The organism is Gordonibacter sp. (assembly GCF_036667095.1).
In the GTDB taxonomy this organism is placed as follows: Bacteria; Actinomycetota; Coriobacteriia; order Coriobacteriales; family Eggerthellaceae; genus Gordonibacter.
Window position 1 is genome coordinate 1 of the sequence record NZ_JAVWUP010000048.1, and the last position, 16689, is coordinate 16689.

Genomic DNA, 16689 nt, shown 5'->3' on the forward strand with positions numbered 1-16689 from the left:
GAATCAAGCAGCAATCCAGCAAGATTCGAACGGCAATCCAGCAAGAATCAAGCAGTATACAATACTCATAAAATACCAGTTCAGAATACAAATAGTGCCCTTCCTTCCTTGCGTTAAACATGATAGGCTGCGCTCTATGAGCATTCTGCTGTCCAACATATCGGCTATGGAATTCTGGCGTTATGCAGCCCATGCTCGGCGCATGCCTCCCGCTTCAGCTTGGCGTGTTTTGAACAAGCCTCTCGGCCGACCGAGCTACGGGGAAGTGGCATCGTTGGCTGAGGGAGGCTTTCCGTTCCTTTCAAAGCCGGTTCATCTGCTTGTCGAAAGCAAGATAGCGCGCTGCCGGTGCTGTGGAGTGCGATGCCACGTGGCTCCAAGTGACTTCTTCTGGCGCCACGTGGTCCGTCTTGCCAAGGGTATCTACGTTGTCCCGCCAGCTACCTGCTTCTTTGAATTGTCGTCGGCGCTTCCGCTCCCGAATGCGGTAGAGACGGGTTTCGAGCTTTGCGGGCAATACGCATGTGCAATAGGGGGGTTCGACAAGCTCGCCAAGCGACCTCCTTTAGCCGATGTCGACGATCTTAGGCGGGCTTTTGAGCGCTTGGGAAGCACACGGGGAGTTGGGGCTGCGCGTCAGGCCGCACGATTCGTCCGGAATGGCTCACGATCCCCTATGGAGACTGTGACGGTCGTGCTCTTGTGTTTGCCGGTGAAGCTCGGCGGGTATGGGCTTCCCTTTCCCCTCATGAACGCCGCGGTAACCATATCGGCGAAGGACCGCGCGTTCGTGAAGAAAAGCTACTATGAATGCGATTTGTATTGGCCGGAAGCAAAATTCGCTATCGAATATGACTCCAACCTGCATCACACCGGGGCAACGCGCATTGCCGAGGATGCCAGCCGGCGCACTGATTTGGCCTACCTGGGAATCGAGGTTGCAACGCTCACTCAGCAGCAGGTCTGTGATCTGCGCGAGATGGATAGGGTCGCCCGGTTGCTGGCGAAGCGGTTGGGGAGGCGTTTGCGCATGGAACGGCTCAATCCATCGGGTGTCCAGGATAGTTTGCGCAACCTTCTTCTGGATACTCGATCTACTAATATAACTAAAAGAATCATGGACAAAAATGGGGCTGAGGGCTGTGGAAATGATGATCTGAGGGGTGAATTCGATCTGCCACCAGCCAAATGACCAGGTCGAAATATTTTGCGGAGGCATTCGAGTCGCATTGTGATGCCCCGAGGCCGTATTTTGTCCAGGCGGACTCGGGCGGATGCAGGTGGACGCAGGTAAATGCAGGTGGATGCAGGTAAATGCAGGTGGATGCAGGTGGATGCAGGTGGACGCAGGTTGATTCGGGTGGATGCAGGCGGATCTAGGCGGATGCAGGTGGATTCGGGCGGGTGAGATGGGCGCGGCGCGCAGGTCGCAGGTCGCGCAGGTCGCAGGTCGCAAGTCGCGCGACGCAAGTCGCAAGTCGCAAGTCGCGCGACGCAGGTCGCGAGATGGGCGGGTCGTACGGCGCAGGTAGAATGTGCAGTGCCTGCGCAAGTCCGCGTTGCTTACCTAACCGGCGGAGACCTGTGCTGCTTGAGTCTAAGAAGTCCGATCTGGCGTAAAAGCTGCTGGCGGGACTGGCGGGTGCGGACGTGAAGGTCAGGCCTTTCCCTTCATTCCCGCCACTACCGCCAAGCACGCCAATGCCAGCGCGGCGAAAGCCGCCAACCCAGGCGCGTTTGTGCCAAAGGCGGCCATGCTGGCCGACAGCACGAGTGGTGGGAAGAACCCGCCGAGGCCGCCCCACAGGGACACGAGGCCATTTACGGGCCCTGCTTGGTCCATGAAGTAGGTGGGAACCAGCTTGAACACCGCGCCGTTTCCGATGCCACAGGCGACGCTGATCAGGTAGATGCCGGCCAGATACACCGGCAGTCCTGGTGCAACGGCCAGCACGACAGCTCCGGCAGCGAGTGCCGCGAACACGATCGCCAGCAGCCTGAAGCAATCGTGCCGGTCGGCCAGCCAACCGCCCAGAACGCGCACGGTTGCCGCAATGATAATGAATGCGCTGGTCAAAGCACCTGCCGTCACATTGTCAAGGGTATAGTGCGACGTAAGGAAGTTCGGCAGGTACACCGTCAGCGCCACGAAAGCGCCGAAGGTGACGAAGTAGAACAGCGACAGGCTCCAAAGCCGTGCATCGCGCCATACGGCTTTTACCTGTGCGACGATAGGTGTTTTTACTCGCGGCTCGCCACGATCGCCCAGCACCAGGTTCACGACGATGGCTGCGGCCAGCAGCACCAAGTAGAGTTTTACGGCTCCTCGCCAGCCTACCGCTATCGCAGCTAACGGGGCTAGCCAGGTGGTCAACGCTGTTCCCATGTTGCCAAACCCGTATACGCCGTTCACAAAGCCGTGTCGTTCGCGCGGGTAGTATTTCGGCAGTGACGTGACGCCGACGGAGAACACGGCTCCCCCGAACCCTAGGAACACGCCGCCGACTAAAAGTGCTTCGTAGGTGGTCGCCTCGCTGATGAACCAGACGGGAGCGAGCAGGCATGCGAAGCTGGCCAGAAACACCGTGCGTGCTCCCAGTAAGTTCGTCAAGTATCCCAGCGGTACGCGCAGCACCGAGCCCAACACCACCGGGATGGCGGTGACCAGAGCGAGCTGTTCGGTCGGTATGGCGATGTCCTGCTTGATAAACGGCAACAGCGACGACAGGATGACCCATACCATGAAGCCGACGATAAGGTCGCCTGTTTGCAACGGCAGTTGGATTTCCCTTTTCATGCAAGTCCCCCTGACTGGCTTTGGCGCTGCTCTTTTGGCTAGGTGCCAGCAGCGGGCAGATAAAGCAGAGCGATCAACTTACATTTTAGCAGGCTCCGCACTGCGGGAAAATCGGGGTTGTCCCGCGTAAAACTGCACCGTCTTGGACGGGGGTGGCATGCGATGCTGAAACGGCACGACTTTACGCAGTTTTTACCCAACGGCCTATCTATCGACGTAAAAAGCACCTCACCGTCACTTTTGCACGTAAGATTTACGTTAAACTGGATTATTGTTGCGCCTTTTTACTGTTCTGTCGAAGGGGAAGCTGTGACCATAGAGTGGGCCTCGTTTATTACCGAGCTCGCCTCGAATCCTATGCTGGTAGCAGTGACCCTGCTCAATGTCGGCGTTATCGTCGTCAATGGAGCCACCGACGCCCCTAACGCTATTGCCACCGTAGTCTCGACGCGCGCCATGAAGCCTAAGTGGGCTATTCTTATGGCCGCTGTCTGCAACTTTCTAGGATTGCTGCTCGTATCTTTGGTGACGGCTGCTGTGGCCGAGACTATTTTCAATATGGTCGATTTCGGGGGCGATGCCCACCAGTCCCTTATTGCGCTTACTGCGGCCATGGTCGCTATTATCGTTTGGGGCGTGACGGCGTGGTACTTCGGCATCCCCACCAGCCAGAGCCATTCGCTTATCGCTGGCCTTACCGGTGCGGCTATCGCGCTGCAGGGCGGTCTCGGCGCCATCAACGGTGGCGAGTGGATGAAGGTGGTCTACGGCATCGTGCTGTCCACTCTACTCGGATTCTTCCTGGGATGGCTGAACTCGAAGATCGTCGGGCGCGCTTGCCGCAACATGGACCGCACCAACACCACTAAAGTGTTCCGTTGGGCGCAGATAGTCTCCGGTGCGGGCGTGGCGTTCATGCACGGCGCGCAGGACGGTCAGAAGTTCATGAGCATCTTCATCCTGGCCATTACGCTTGCCACGGGCCTCGGCCAGCCCGATCAGATGGCGCTGCCCGTATGGCTCATGTTCCTCTGCGCATTGAATATGGGCATCGGCACGGCGGTGGGCGGCGAGCGCATCATCAAGAACGTTGGCGTGAAGATGGTGAAGCTGGAGCCTTACCAAGGGTTCGCTGCCAGCTGTGCGACGTTTTTCTGCCTTATGTTTTCCACTTTTGCCGGCCTTCCGGTTTCTACGACGCATACGAATACGACGGCTATCATGGGCGTGGGTGCGGCGAAACGTAAGAGTGCGGTAAAGTGGGGTATTGCGGTCGATATGGTGAAGACGTGGGTTCTGACGTTTCCTGGGTGCGGGTTGCTCGGGTTTGCGTTTGCCCACTTGTTCCTACTTTTCTTCTAAAGGAGTTGAAGAATGGCGAAGAAGCACAAGTTCGATTATTTTGACCAGTTCGAGAAGCTGTCCGAGTTGACGGTGAAAGAAGCCGATCTGCTCATCGAGGCCATCAAGGGCTTTACGGCGGCGGGAGACCTCAGGCCCATCATGGAGCGTGCCCATGAGATCGAGCACGAAGGCGACGAGATCAACCACGCTATCTTCCAGACGGTGGCTACCGATTTCATCACGCCCATCGAGCGCGAGGACATCATCGAGCTCGCCCAGTACCTGGACAACATCATCGACTACATCGAGGACGTGATGCAGCGCTTCTACATGTACGACATCCATGTCATGCATGAAGACGCGCTTGAGTTTGCCCGCCTCATCAAGAAGAGCTGCGAGGCGTTGGACAAGGCCATGGAGGACTTCCGCAACTTCAAGAAGTCAAAGACGTTCAAGCAGCTTATCATCGACGTGAATACATACGAGGAAGAGGCCGACCAGCTGTTCTTGAAGGTCATCCGCAAGCTGCACACACAGGATCGCGAGAACTCTATGCGCGTGCTGGTGTGGACGCAGATCTTCGATCGCATGGAGAAGTGCTGCGACTCTTGCGAGCACACCGCCGACTCCATGAGCACCATCCTGCTGAAGAACGTGTAGGGTTCCGGCGGCTTGCTAGCTGCCGAGCCACTCGACAGGGTTCCGGCGGCTTGCCAGCCGCCGAGCCGCCCGACGCTGCGAGGCGCTCTGGCACCGAATCTTGCCCCTTTCATGCTTGCCTTCGCGTACCAAAGTACGCTCAGCCGCATGACGGGGCAATCTTCGGCACCAGAGCGCCTCTCGCTGATTTACTACGCCAACCAGGTTACTGCGCCAACCAGGAAGGTTATGTTCACGCTTCGCGTGAATCGTCTCCGCTGCCGCCCTTGATGCGGCGCAGCTCGTCGCGATCAACCAGGATGTGGTCGCTGATGCGCTCGGCATTGCCGGACGCATCCGTCTCGGTAGCCTCCGCATCCAAGGGTGGCAGCGGCGAGGTGCTGCCTGGTGCGCGCCAGATGCGACGCAGACGCTCGTAGCCGCGCGACTTGCGGTCGCGGTCGCGTTTCACTTTGCCTTCGGGCGGGCGCACGCGGCGGGCAACGGATCTGACGGGGCGTGCGACGGCGCTGGTCACCACATCGGTGTAGTCGCGCGGCTCGCTGGTTCTCCATCCGAAGAACAACGAGGTGTAGCGCAGCAGCAAGACGATGGCCACGCAGGCAATGGCGGCGTACTGATCCAGGATATGGTTCTGCTTCATCAGCGCGTACACGATCGATCCGAAGAGCGCGGCCGATCCGTACAAGGTGCCGGCCTGAAATGCCTCCGGCTCGCGGTTCATGAACACGTCGCGCAGGATGCCGCCGCCCACAGCGGTAACGGTTCCGAGGATTACGGCGGGCACCACGTCCAGCCCGGCGGAAAGCGACTTCCCGACGCTGATCACGGCCCAGAGGGCTACCGATAGGTTGTCCAGCAGCGCGATGATGGGGTCCAGGTAGGCGGCCAACTTGCCGAAGTAGAATACGGCTACGCCAGCCGCGGCGCAGGCAAGCAGCAGCTGAGGGTTCTGGAACGCGTAGATGCCGTAGTTCTGCAGCAGCACGTCGCGCATAACGCCGCCGGCCAAGCCGGCGGTAAGCGCGATGCATACCACGCCGAAAATATCGTAGCGCGCCCGCACGGCGCTCATGGCGCCTGAGAGGCCGCCGGTCAGTGCAGCGGCGAGTTCCAGCCAAAAGGGTATGGTCAGGTCGACTTGGAGCATCGCGCTAGGCGCCGTGCTCGGCAGAGCCAGCGTTCGCGGGTTTCCCCGTCGCATCCACGACGTCGTCCCCCGGGGAGCCTTCTTTGCCCGAAATTCCCGCCGCGTCATCCTTCCGGAGGCTTTCTTCCTCCGCACCCCTCTGCACAGACGGCTTGCCGTCTTCCACCGACACCAACGTCGCCACGACGGGCCGTCCCGAGAAGTCCAGCTCGCCGGTCAAGGTGCGCGCTGCGTCCAGGTCGAAGCCTGAACGGGCGAACGCCTCGATGTTGGCCGCAGCCTTATCGAGCGCTTGCTCGTAGCGATCCCAGAACCCGTCGGTGCTCGTCGTTCCCGTGTGCGGGTCTTCCCAGGCTTTGTGCTCGTGATTGTCGTAGGCGCTTTCCGTCAGCTTCACGGGTCGATGGCTCATGGATTGATAGAACGAGAACGGCCGTGCCAGGCGCTCGATCCGCCCCAGGACGGCGCGCTTGCGCCCCGTGGGGGAGTGGAACAGCTTCTGCGCGCTGCGAAAGCCGCGTACGGAGGCGGCGAACATGTCTTGGGGGATAATGCGCCCGTACACGACGAGCGCCACATAGGCGTACATTTTCGATACGATGTCGAGCACGTGGTCGTCGGCCTGCAGAATCTCGCGCCAGGGGGAGAACGTCTCCACGGTCTCGCCGCGTTTCTCGAACAGCACGAGTTCATCCAACTCGCTTTCGATGGTGGCGTGTACTTCGGTGCCGTCGGCGCGTGAAAGCCCGGGCTCTCCGGCATCGCACAGGAGGTACTCGTTGAAGTACACCAGCGGGTGCATAAGGGAGTCCAGCGTATAGTGGCAGACGAACCCGAACGCGTAGGCGCGCCCGACGGGCAGGTCGTCTTCGTCGAGGATATCGAGGGAGTTCTTGAAGGCCGCCATGAGCTCGCTGGGCTTTTCGTTGTGCATAACGCTGCCAAGGCGGTTGTGTTCGCGCAGGCTGGGGTTGACTATCGAATAGAACAAGGGGTCTGGTCCTTGGTTACCCAGCAAAAACGCCTGCGCTTCGTCATGCGTACCGCCTACCGTGCGGAAAAGGCGGTCGTAGAGGTCCTGTCCGAAGAAATCGTGCGTGATGAGAGCAGGCATGGCAAGGCGCTCCGTTCCTGACGTTAATTTTTACCGGTGTCGCTTAGCGCTATCATATACAATGAGGCCTGACTTGTTAACCGTCGGTTTCCCAGTTGTGAATAGAAAAATCTGTTCGTTGGTGTTTCCGGCAGGCGAGTGCCGGCGAAAACCGTGTGGGTAGGCGGCGTGAGCGATAGACGAGCGGCAGGCGAGGTCTGCGGACGTTCGCGACGGGACGGCGATCGGGAGGAGGTGAGCGATGGCGCTCGGTAAGATGACGAAGCAGGAACGGAGCTGGGTGCTCTACGATATGGGCAACTCGGCGTTCATAATGCTTGCCACGGCGCTGATACCCGTATACTTCAAAACGCTGGTCGAGCCGGGTTCTTCGGTCGTGGTGGCATGGGGCTACGCCGAGACCATTGCCTCGCTGCTGCTGGCACTGGCCATGCCCATCTTGGGCAGCCTTGCGGACCTCAAAGGCAACAAGAAGAAGTTCTTCATCGGCACGGTGGGCACCGGCGCCATCGCCCTTGCCGCTTTGGGTATTCCGGGTACGGCGCTGGCTTTCCTGGTGATATACGTGATTGCTTCCATCATGCTGAACGGCTCGATGGTGTTCTACGATGCGTTTTTGGTGGATGCTACGTCTGAGGAACGCTACGACGAGGTGTCGTCGCAAGGTTATGCTTGGGGCTATATCGGTTCGTGCATTCCGTTCATCGCGTGTCTGCTTGTGGTGCTGGGGGGCCCGGCGGTGGGTATCTCCATGGACGTGGGCATGAAGCTAGCGTTTTTGATCACGGCGGTATGGTGGGTGGCGTTCAGTATCCCGTTGATTCGCAACGTGCATCAGACGCACTACAAAGAGCGTGCGACCAACCTGCTGCGCGACACGTTCTCAGGCCTCGGGCGCACGATCAAGCGCATCTTCAAAGACCGCAAGCTGCGTTTGTTCATGCTGGCGTTCTTCTGCTATATCGACGGCGTTCATACCATTATCAAGATGTCCACCAGCTACGGCACCGACCTGGGGATCGATTCCACCCAGCTCGTGCTGGCGCTGCTCATGACGCAGTTCGTGGCGTTCCCGTCAGCTCTTGTCTACGGTCGGCTGTCCGCGAAGTTCGGCACGAAGCGCATGTTGTTGGTGGCTGTTGCCGCCTACTTCTGCATCACGCTGTTTGCCGCGTTCTTCATGCGCGAGGCCCCTCAGTTCTGGATACTCGCCATCTGCGTGGGCCTGTTCCAAGGTGGCATCCAGGCGCTGTCGCGCAGCGAGTTCAGCAAGCTTATCCCGAAGGAGCACGCCAACGAGTACTACGGCTTCTTCGATATTTTCGGTAAGTACGCGGCCGTGCTGGGTACGTTGTTGGTTAGCGTGTTCACGCAGATCACCGGCAATCCTTCCGTGGGCGTGCTCTCGATAGCCGTGCTGTTCGTGGCAGGCTTTGTGCTTTTGTGGAAGATGCCGGAGAAGTAACGCTACTCTTCGGGGATCGGAGGACGGTTGATCACGGTATCGGATATTCTCGCTCTGACCGCGTTCGAGAACGTGAGGCTCGTCGCGCCGTGCGACGGGGGAGGTGCGCGCGAGGTGCGCAATGTGGGCATCCTCGATTGCCCGCCCGACTACAACGAGTACAGCGTGTACATGCCGCGCGAGCTTATCCTCACGAACCTGGGATTTGCCTACGGAAACCCTGACATGGCGGAGAAATCGCTGCTCACCATGATTCGGCGTGATGTGGCAGCCATCGCCATCAAGAGCGTGTACGAACCTCCTATCAGCGATCTCGTGCGTTCCGAAAGCGCCGCGCGCGGCGTGCCGCTCTATTTGCACGATGGGGCCTACTATGAGACGGTGGCCTACGAGTCGCTCGATCTGATCCGGCGCGATCAAGAGGGGCTCGACAAGGGGCGGATCGTCGACGAGCTGTTGGCCTCCCACGATGGCGACCGCACGCGCAAGCTGCTGCACGGCATCGCCGGGATGGGCGGCGCTCTGGTGCAGTGCTTCGCGCTGACCACGCCGACGACCGACAAGTGCTCGTTCTTTGCGACGGTCGATGCGGTCACGTTGCTGCTTGCCTCCGTCGCGGAAGACGGCAGTGTGGTGGAGTCGGTTTCCGTTTGCCCGTACCGCGAGCGCATCCTAGCCCTGGTATCCTACGGCAACGCCGGTATCGAGGAAATGGCCTCGATTGAAGAGCGTTGCCTTGCGCTCATTGCGGCTGCGGGCAACTTGCGCTGCGGCGTGGGCGAGGCGGTGCGTCCGACGGACGGGGACCTGACTGTTCACCAGGCGCTTACCGCGGCAGATGCCGTCGAGCGCGATGGCGTGCGGGCAGTTCGCTGGGCGGACTTGCATGCGGGGGCGTTCATGGACGCAGCGCGCTCGAACAGGTTGTTCATGAGCGCCAGTGCGCTGTACCGCTCGAAGCTCGCGCGCTACGACGACGTGCACGGCACGGAGCTCATGGTTACGGTCGAGGCGCTGGTGCGTGCTTATGGCGATGTTAAAACCGTGGCAGACGAACTGCACCAGCATCCTAACACCGTGCGTTATCGTGTGCGCAAGGCCAAAGCGCTCCTGGGTATGGCCGACCGGACGGATCGGGAGCTGCTGTACCTGCTTGACCTGGTATTTCTTCCCACGTTCGACAGCTCGAAGCAGTGTTTGCCCGGAAACGGCTAGGGGCGCTCGTCAGACGTCGAGCCGTTTGGCGACAGGGTGGGGTTCTCGCTTCCCTCCCCGGCAGCCTGCGGCGAGGCGGGATCCTCCCGTTTCGTACCCTGCGCCACCGTCTGTTCCTGGGTCTCCAGCGCTCCTGCCGCATCGTCGATGAACGGGGACGTGACCTTCTGCTTGCTCAAGAGGTTTACGATAAGGTACGCCACCAACCCCGATGTCATGCCGGCTACGATAGGGATAGAGCTTGCGGTACCCACCGTCAGAAAGCACCCCGTGACCACCACGGCGCTGACGGCAAGCGCGTACAGGCCCGCTTTGGGGCTGAACCGCTTCAGTACGAAGCTGGCCACGAGCGGCACAAACACGCATCCTGACAGATAGCCGTAGCTGATGTCGATGCCTACGAGCACGTCGTTGATCCAAAGGGCGCACACCATAACCACGACGCCGATCAGGAGCGCGCAGATGCGGGTGACGCCCATCTGGTTCGTCCGGTGGGGCTTGCGGTCGATGAAGCGTACGAACAAATCGTTGTACAGGATGGTTGATGCGGCCAGTATGGTTCCGCTCGACACCGACATGGTGGCCGCCATAGCCGCCGCCAGCACAAGTCCGCGCACGCCCACGGGCAGGAACGTGGTAACGCCGGTTACGAAGGCGTTCTGCGAATTGTCCAACTGGGGCAGCAACACCGCCACGCTCATGCCAATGATCACCGTGGCGAATGCGTAGAGGATGCTATAGGCACCCGCACAGATGGTGCCCGATTTCGACACTTTCTGGTTCTTCGCCGTGAATATCCGCTGCCAAATATCCTGGCCGATGATAAGCCCGGGCACGTAAAGCACAAGGTAGGCGAAGCTCTTGTCGAAGCCCATGCTGCCGGCTGACAAGTATGTCTCCGGCACCTTGCTCACGAGTGCGTCCCAGCCGCCCGCCGCCGAGATGCAGAAGAGGGGTGCCAGAATAAGGATGCCTACGGTCTTGATGGCGAACTGAACGATATCGGTCATGGTGACCGACCACATGCCGCCCACGAACGTGTAGAGGATGACGATGCCGCCGCCCAGCACCATGGAGAGCGTTGAGTCGATTCCCAACACGCCGTTGATGATGGTACCTATGGAGATGACCTGCACCACGCTAAGCGTGAGCGTGTAGATGAGGGTGAGCACGGAGCTGAATATCCGGGCTGTGGGGCCATAGCTCCCTTCTACTACTTCGTTGACGCTCAGGGCGCGCAGCTTGGACAGCTTGCTGGTGATGAGGAATCCGGCCAAGATGAGCCCCAACCCGATGCTCACGTTCAGCCAAATGCCCCCGAACCCGTACTGGTAGCCCAGCTGGGCGCTTCCCACCGTTGAGCCGCCACCGAGCGCGAGTGCCGCCATGCAGCCGAAGAACAGGGGGAACGATAACCGTCTTCCGGCTACCAGGTAATCCTCTTGTGTTTTGGTGAAGCGCATGGCAATGAATCCGATAGCTACCATGACGATGAAATAGAGCGCGATAATAACGTAGTCGATCGTTGCTAAAGCCATGCCGGTTCCTCCGCTTTATCCTCAATGCCTCGCCGAACGCTCGCGTTTATCGTATGCGCTTAGGTTGGCACACCTTTTGTACGACTGGACAAAGCGGAGGGCGAAAGATTTGTTCAGTCGTCCATAGGGGGGAATGTGCACCGCTTTGTATGATGCTCTCATGCCCGGACTGCCGAGAGGGGTCGCAGCGAAAGAAGCGATGTCCGTCGGGGATGGGTCATTGATGCATCCATGCAAACGATAGGAGCGGCACATGACCGAGTCAGTATTCCAGGGACGCAGTCTTCTCTCTACGAGGGACTACACCAAAGATGAGTTGATGTGGCTTATCGGATTTTCCGAGCACTTGAAGGACCTCAAGAAGCGCGGTGTTGCTCATCATTATTTGGAGGGCAAGAATATCGCTCTTCTGTTCGAGAAGACCTCGACCCGCACCCGTGCCGCCTTCACCACCGCCTGCTTTGATATGGGCGCACATCCCGAGTACCTGGGTAAAAACGACATTCAGCTGGGCAAGAAGGAAACGGTGCGCGACACCGCGCTTGTGCTGGGTTCCATGTTCGATGGCATCGAATTCCGCGGCTTTGCTCAGGAAAACGTCGAAGACCTGGCCAAGTACTCCGGCGTACCGGTATGGAATGGCCTCACTGACAAAGAACATCCCACGCAGATGCTCGCCGACTTTATGACCATGAAGGAGAACTTCGGAACGCTTGAGGGCCTGACGCTTGCTTATTGCGGCCAGGGTCGCAACAATGTGCAGAACTCCCTCATGATCACGAGCGCGATCTTGGGCGTGAACTACGTGAACGCTACGCCGAAGGAACTTGAGCCCGATCCTGAGATTTTGAAGGTGGCCCAGGCCTTCGCCGAGGTCAGCGGTGCCACCATTACGGTGACGAATGATCCTGTCGAAGCGGTAACGAACGCCGATGCCGTCTACGCCAACGTGTGGGCCGCTATGGGTGAGGAATCCCAGTTCGCAGAGCGCGTGCGCCTGCTGTCTCCCTACCAGGTGAACGCCGAGTTGGTATCCCACATCAAGAACCCCGACTGGATTTTCCTGCATTGCCTGCCGGCTTTCCACAACGCCGAGACCGATTATGCTGCCGACATTAAAGAACAGCACGGTATTTCTGCCATGGAGGTTACCGACGACGTGTTCTACTGCGAGCATGGCCGCCAGTTTGAACAGGCCGAGAACCGCATGCACACCATCAAGGCTATCATGGCCGCCACGCTGGGCGACCTGTACATTCCCTGCGTGTAAATCCTATTCAGTTTGTCTCCCTGCGAAAGGTGCGTTTGAGCATTTCGCAGGGGGCGCAAGGCACCTCGGGCAAATCGCCGCTTGGCGATGCCTTGGATCGGTGCGGCTTCGCCCGGTTTGAGAAGTGGCCTGAGCAGTGGTCTTGCTCTACCGCATGCATACATTTCACGCTTCTTCGGTAAGAAGAAGGGGTGGAAAAGAAAGGGGGTATCCATGACGGATAAACAGCCCGAGAAGGGCACCGAGAAGGGCAAGAAGAAATTCAAGATGCCGAATACCTACGTCATCTTGTTTGGAGTCATTTGTTTTATTGCCGTGCTGAGCTGGTTTGTTCCGGGTGGCGCCTACGACTTAAACGAGGCGGGAGATGCTATTCCGGGCACCTTCCATCTGGTTGAATCCAACCCACAGGGCCTTTGGGATGTGTTTCTAGCACCCATCACGGGCATGCTGGGGTCAGGTGCTATCAGCGGCGCTATTTCCATTTCGCTCACTATTTTGCTGTTCGGCAGCTTCCTTCAAATGATGGATGAAACCGGCGCGGTGAAGACGGCGCTCAAGCGCATTACCATGAAGAACCAGAACAATATGCATGTGCTCATTGGCCTCCTCGTGTGTATTATGGCGTTCTTTGGTACGTTGGAAGGTGCCTACGAAGAGGGCATCGTGTACTTCCTCATGTTCGTTCCGGTTATTTTGGCGCTTGGCTTGGATACTGTGGTGGCCGTCATGATTGTCGTGCTGGGTACACAGGCCGGCTGCCTGGCCTCCACGGTGAACCCGTTCGCCACGGGTATCGCGTCGGGTATTGCGGGTATATCCGCAGGTGACGGCATGGGTATGCGCGTGCTTATGTTGGTGGTGTTCACGGGGTTGGTTATCTTCATCATCTGCCGGTATGCCGACAAGATTAAGGCGCACCCCGAGAAGTCCGTGCAGTTCTTCCGTCGTGATAAAGACCTGATAGAGTTCCCGGTTTCCGAGAACGAGGATCTTACGCTGTCGGGTCGTCAGAAGGGCGCTTTGGGTATCTTCATCCTCACGTTCGCCATTATGATCGTCGGGCTAGTGCCCTGGACTTCTATCAATCCGGCTTGGACGTTTTTTGAGGATGCGGTAGCTTGGATTGGCATGACGCCTTTCTTGAGGGAATTGCTGGGTACTAATATCACGCCGTTTGGATCGTGGTACTTCCCCGAACTGTCCATGCTGGTCATGATTATGACCTTGGCTACCGGCATCATCATGCGCTACGATGCCGACAAGATTATCAACACGCTTATCGCAGGTGCTGCTGGTTTGGTGTCCACCGCGTTCGTCGTGCCGCTTGCACGAGGCATTCAGGTAATCATGGACGGTGGCCAGATAACCCCGACTATCTTGAACATGTGCGAGTCGACGCTTTCGGCTTTGCCTCCGGTGGCCTTCGTTATCGTGGCGCTTATCTGCTACTTCCTTATTGCCTGTCTCATTCCCAGCTCCACCGGTTTGGCGGCGGCAACGATGGGCATCATGGCATCGCTTTCGCAGTTCGCCGGTGTGGACGTGGCCATCATGGTAACCATCTACTGTATGGCGCTTGGCTTGGCCAAGATGATATCGCCCACCTCGATTGTGGTGATGACCTGTACCTCGGCTGCCCACATGAGCTACGGCGATTGGGTGAAGAGAGCCGCGCCCATTGTGGGATTCCTGTTCGTGGTGTGCTGCGTGTTCCTGTGCGTGGCGGTGGTTCTGTAGCTCTGGGCCGCAGGTGGGTGCGTGGGGCGCGCACCCACCCTCAAATCGCTTCCGCACGTGCGGTCAGCGGGCATTCATCCCTGTTTGCGCCCTCAATCGTACCGGTGCTCAACTGGTGCTCGTGCTCAAATCGTATCTATACCCTGTGAAAGTTAGGAGCAAAGTTATGTCTGAAGAAACAAAGGTAGAAGAAAAAGTATACGTATCAAATGCGACGAACGTGCTGAAGAAAGTCATGATGTGCTCGCCGCGCTACTACAAGTTCAACGGCATCAACGTGATTACGGCCGAGTGGATGGCCAAGGGCGACGCTGAGCAGAATGACGTGATGGTAGCTGAGTGGCGGATGCTCGTGGATGCCTTCAAGGCTAACGGCATCGAGGTTGTGGAAGTGGAGGCGCGCCCTGAGTTCGAGGTGATGACGTTCGCCCGCGACTACGGCTGCATGATCAAAGAAGGTGCCGTGATAGGTCACTTCCGCCACCCCGTGCGTCAGGTTGAGGCCGTAGCCTACGAGAACAAGCTCAAGGAGATGGGTGTTCCTATCGTGGCCCGCGTGAACGCTGGGTGCATGGAGGGTGGAGACTTTTGGATGATCGACGACCACACGCTGGCGTTTGGCCAGGTGGATCGCACCGATCAGGCGGGTGTTGACAACTTGCGCGATCAGCTGCAGAAGTTTGGCTACACCGTGGTGGGCGTGCCCTGCCCGCCGGACAACCTGCACCTGGACATGATCTTCAACATCGTGGCCCCGCAGGTGGCGCTGGCCTGCATCGACCAGCTGCCCTACAACTTCCTGCAAATGCTGAAGCGTCGCAATTTCGAGCTTATTCCGGTAGCCAGCGAAGACATGTACAAGCACGGCTGCAACGTGCAGTGCATCGGCAACGGCAAAGTGGTTGCTATCGAGAAGAACAAGCACATCAACGACAAGATGCGCGCGCTGGGTCTGGAGGTAGTGGACGTGCCGCTCGACCAGATTCTGCATGCCGGCGGTGGCCCCCACTGCCTCACGCAGCCCATCGAGCGCCCGTAAGCTTGCCTGAGATCATCGGTTTGGCTCTGTTGTGGGCCACAAGAAGAAACGAAATCTATCATGAAAATTCTTATCAGCGATTACCCTGATTCTCTGATGCCCGATCATGTGCTTGAGACACAGACGCTGCAAGAAGGCCTTGGTCAAGACGTAGAGATCGAAGTGTACGAGTTTCACGAGGAAAAGCGTGCCGAGTTTTATGAGCGCCTACACGATGCGGATGCCTTGCTTATGGCATTCCTTCCGGTTGATAAAGAGATGCTTGATAAGGCTCCCGAGTTGAAGGTGATATCCATCAACGCGACGGGGTTCGACTCGGTTGACCTCGACGAAGCAACCCGTCGCGGCATCGGCGTGTGCCCCGTGGGCGAGTACTGCACGCAGGACGTGTCCGAGAGCGCCATCGCCTACATGAACGCGCTGAACAAGCACTTCAAGTTCTACCAGAAAGATATCGACGAGCGCCACAAGTGGGACTATGCCGCTGCTCCTCAGTGGCCGCGCCTGAAGGACCAGACGCTCGGCCTCGTGGGCTTCGGCAAGATAGGGAAGTGCACGGCCGAAAAGGCGACGGGCCTGGTCAAGAACATCGTGGCATACGACCCCTACGTCGACGAGGCTGCCTTTGCGGAGCGTGGCGTGCAGCGCGTGGGCATTGACGAGCTGTTCGCGCAGTCGGACATCATCGTCAACCACATGTGCCTCACGGCCGAAAACGAGCGGTTCTTCGATGAGGCAGCGTTCGATGCGATGGTGCGCAAGCCTATCTTTATCAACCTCGGCCGCGGCCTGTGTGTGGATGAGGAAGCGCTGATTGCCGCGCTCGATGCGGGCAAGTTGCGGGCGTTCGGGGCCGACGTGCTGCTTGACGAGACTCCCGACTTGGCGAACCACCCGCTCGTGGGCCGCGACAACGTCATCATCACGCCCCATGCCGCGTTCTACTCCTCCACGTCCATCGAGGACTTGGAACGGCTTTCATGCCAGAACATCGTCCACTTCCTGAAAGGGGAGAAGGACCAGGTATTCAAGCTGGTCAACAACGTGTAGGTTCCGTTGGCCTACGGCCAACGGACGGGCTCGACGCTGCGGCTTCCCCCAGCACCCGACCTTGGCGCTTTTGTGCTTGCCCTCGCGTACCGAAGTACGCTCGGCCGCACAACGCGCCAATCTCGGGCACTGGGGAAACCCTCGCTGACTTAGGTGGACCCGTGAGTGGTTGTTCGCGCTTTGCGCGAAAAGCGAGTGATTCTGTATTTACTGAGAGAAAGGAACCCTCCCATGCCCTACATCAAAGGCTCCGGCAAGTCCGTCGTCATAGCCCTCGGCGGCAACGCCCTGGGCGACACGCCCCAGG

The 16689-nt window shown here is 58.7% G+C and carries 13 protein-coding genes; 9 read left to right on the top strand and 4 right to left on the bottom strand.

Annotated elements, in window-relative coordinates; all coding sequences use genetic code 11:
• Nucleotides 1–676: 676 nt before the first annotated feature.
• Nucleotides 677–1192 carry a hypothetical protein gene (locus RR842_RS06410; RefSeq protein ID WP_332729278.1) on the top strand — a complete coding sequence of 172 codons (516 nt, stop codon included), beginning with the start codon at nucleotides 677–679 and terminating at the stop codon, nucleotides 1190–1192.
• 465 nt (nucleotides 1193–1657) lie between these two features.
• Here RR842_RS06410 and RR842_RS06415 read toward each other — a convergent pair whose 3' ends face one another.
• Complete coding sequence (locus RR842_RS06415; RefSeq protein ID WP_332729280.1) at nucleotides 1658–2797, bottom strand: MFS transporter; 1140 nt, start codon at nucleotides 2795–2797, stop codon at nucleotides 1658–1660.
• Between the two features lie 309 nt (nucleotides 2798–3106).
• On the opposite strand from RR842_RS06415, the gene RR842_RS06420 reads away from it, so the two are divergent.
• Both RR842_RS06420 and RR842_RS06425 read left to right on the top strand, forming a co-directional pair.
• Nucleotides 3107–4159, top strand: a complete 1053-nt coding sequence (locus RR842_RS06420; protein WP_332553131.1) for an inorganic phosphate transporter — start codon at nucleotides 3107–3109, stop codon at nucleotides 4157–4159.
• 12 nt (nucleotides 4160–4171) lie between these two features.
• Nucleotides 4172–4801 (top strand): DUF47 family protein, encoded by a 630-nt coding sequence (locus RR842_RS06425; protein WP_332512340.1) that lies wholly within the window; start codon nucleotides 4172–4174, stop codon nucleotides 4799–4801.
• A 232-nt stretch (nucleotides 4802–5033) separates the two neighbouring features.
• Here RR842_RS06425 and RR842_RS06430 read toward each other — a convergent pair whose 3' ends face one another.
• Together RR842_RS06430 and RR842_RS06435 are read right to left on the bottom strand one after the other, a co-directional pair.
• Nucleotides 5034–5951 carry a trimeric intracellular cation channel family protein gene (locus RR842_RS06430; RefSeq protein ID WP_332512338.1) on the bottom strand — a complete coding sequence of 306 codons (918 nt, stop codon included), beginning with the start codon at nucleotides 5949–5951 and terminating at the stop codon, nucleotides 5034–5036.
• Between the two features lie 4 nt (nucleotides 5952–5955).
• Nucleotides 5956–7065 carry a peptidase gene (locus RR842_RS06435; protein WP_332729281.1) on the bottom strand — a complete coding sequence of 370 codons (1110 nt, stop codon included), beginning with the start codon at nucleotides 7063–7065 and terminating at the stop codon, nucleotides 5956–5958.
• A 241-nt stretch (nucleotides 7066–7306) separates the two neighbouring features.
• On the opposite strand from RR842_RS06435, the gene RR842_RS06440 reads away from it, so the two are divergent.
• Both RR842_RS06440 and RR842_RS06445 read left to right on the top strand, forming a co-directional pair.
• Nucleotides 7307–8530 carry an MFS transporter gene (locus tag RR842_RS06440; protein WP_332512334.1) on the top strand — a complete coding sequence of 408 codons (1224 nt, stop codon included), beginning with the start codon at nucleotides 7307–7309 and terminating at the stop codon, nucleotides 8528–8530.
• A gap of 27 nt (nucleotides 8531–8557) precedes the next feature.
• Entirely contained in the window at nucleotides 8558–9745 is a 1188-nt protein-coding gene (locus tag RR842_RS06445; protein ID WP_332521347.1) for a helix-turn-helix domain-containing protein, read from the top strand.
• Here the strand turns inward: RR842_RS06445 and RR842_RS06450 are convergent.
• A complete protein-coding gene (locus tag RR842_RS06450) occupies nucleotides 9742–11283 on the bottom strand; it encodes a sodium:solute symporter (RefSeq protein ID WP_332512330.1) in 1542 nt (513 codons plus the stop codon). The two genes, RR842_RS06445 and RR842_RS06450, sit on opposite strands and share 4 nt — an antisense overlap.
• Before the next feature lie 253 nt (nucleotides 11284–11536).
• On the opposite strand from RR842_RS06450, the gene argF reads away from it, so the two are divergent.
• The 4 genes from argF to RR842_RS06470 all read left to right on the top strand — a co-directional run bounded on the left by argF (nucleotide 11537) and on the right by RR842_RS06470 (nucleotide 16382).
• On the top strand, nucleotides 11537–12553 hold the full coding sequence (argF, locus tag RR842_RS06455) for an ornithine carbamoyltransferase (protein WP_332512329.1): 1017 nt from the start codon (nucleotides 11537–11539) through the stop codon (nucleotides 12551–12553).
• A gap of 213 nt (nucleotides 12554–12766) precedes the next feature.
• A complete protein-coding gene (locus RR842_RS06460; protein ID WP_332512328.1) occupies nucleotides 12767–14293 on the top strand; it encodes a YfcC family protein in 1527 nt (508 codons plus the stop codon).
• Between the two features lie 166 nt (nucleotides 14294–14459).
• A complete protein-coding gene (locus RR842_RS06465) occupies nucleotides 14460–15332 on the top strand; it encodes an arginine deiminase family protein (RefSeq protein WP_332512327.1) in 873 nt (290 codons plus the stop codon).
• 60 nt (nucleotides 15333–15392) lie between these two features.
• Complete coding sequence (locus tag RR842_RS06470) at nucleotides 15393–16382, top strand: NAD(P)-dependent oxidoreductase (RefSeq protein ID WP_332722821.1); 990 nt, start codon at nucleotides 15393–15395, stop codon at nucleotides 16380–16382.
• Nucleotides 16383–16689: the final 307 nt, after the last annotated feature.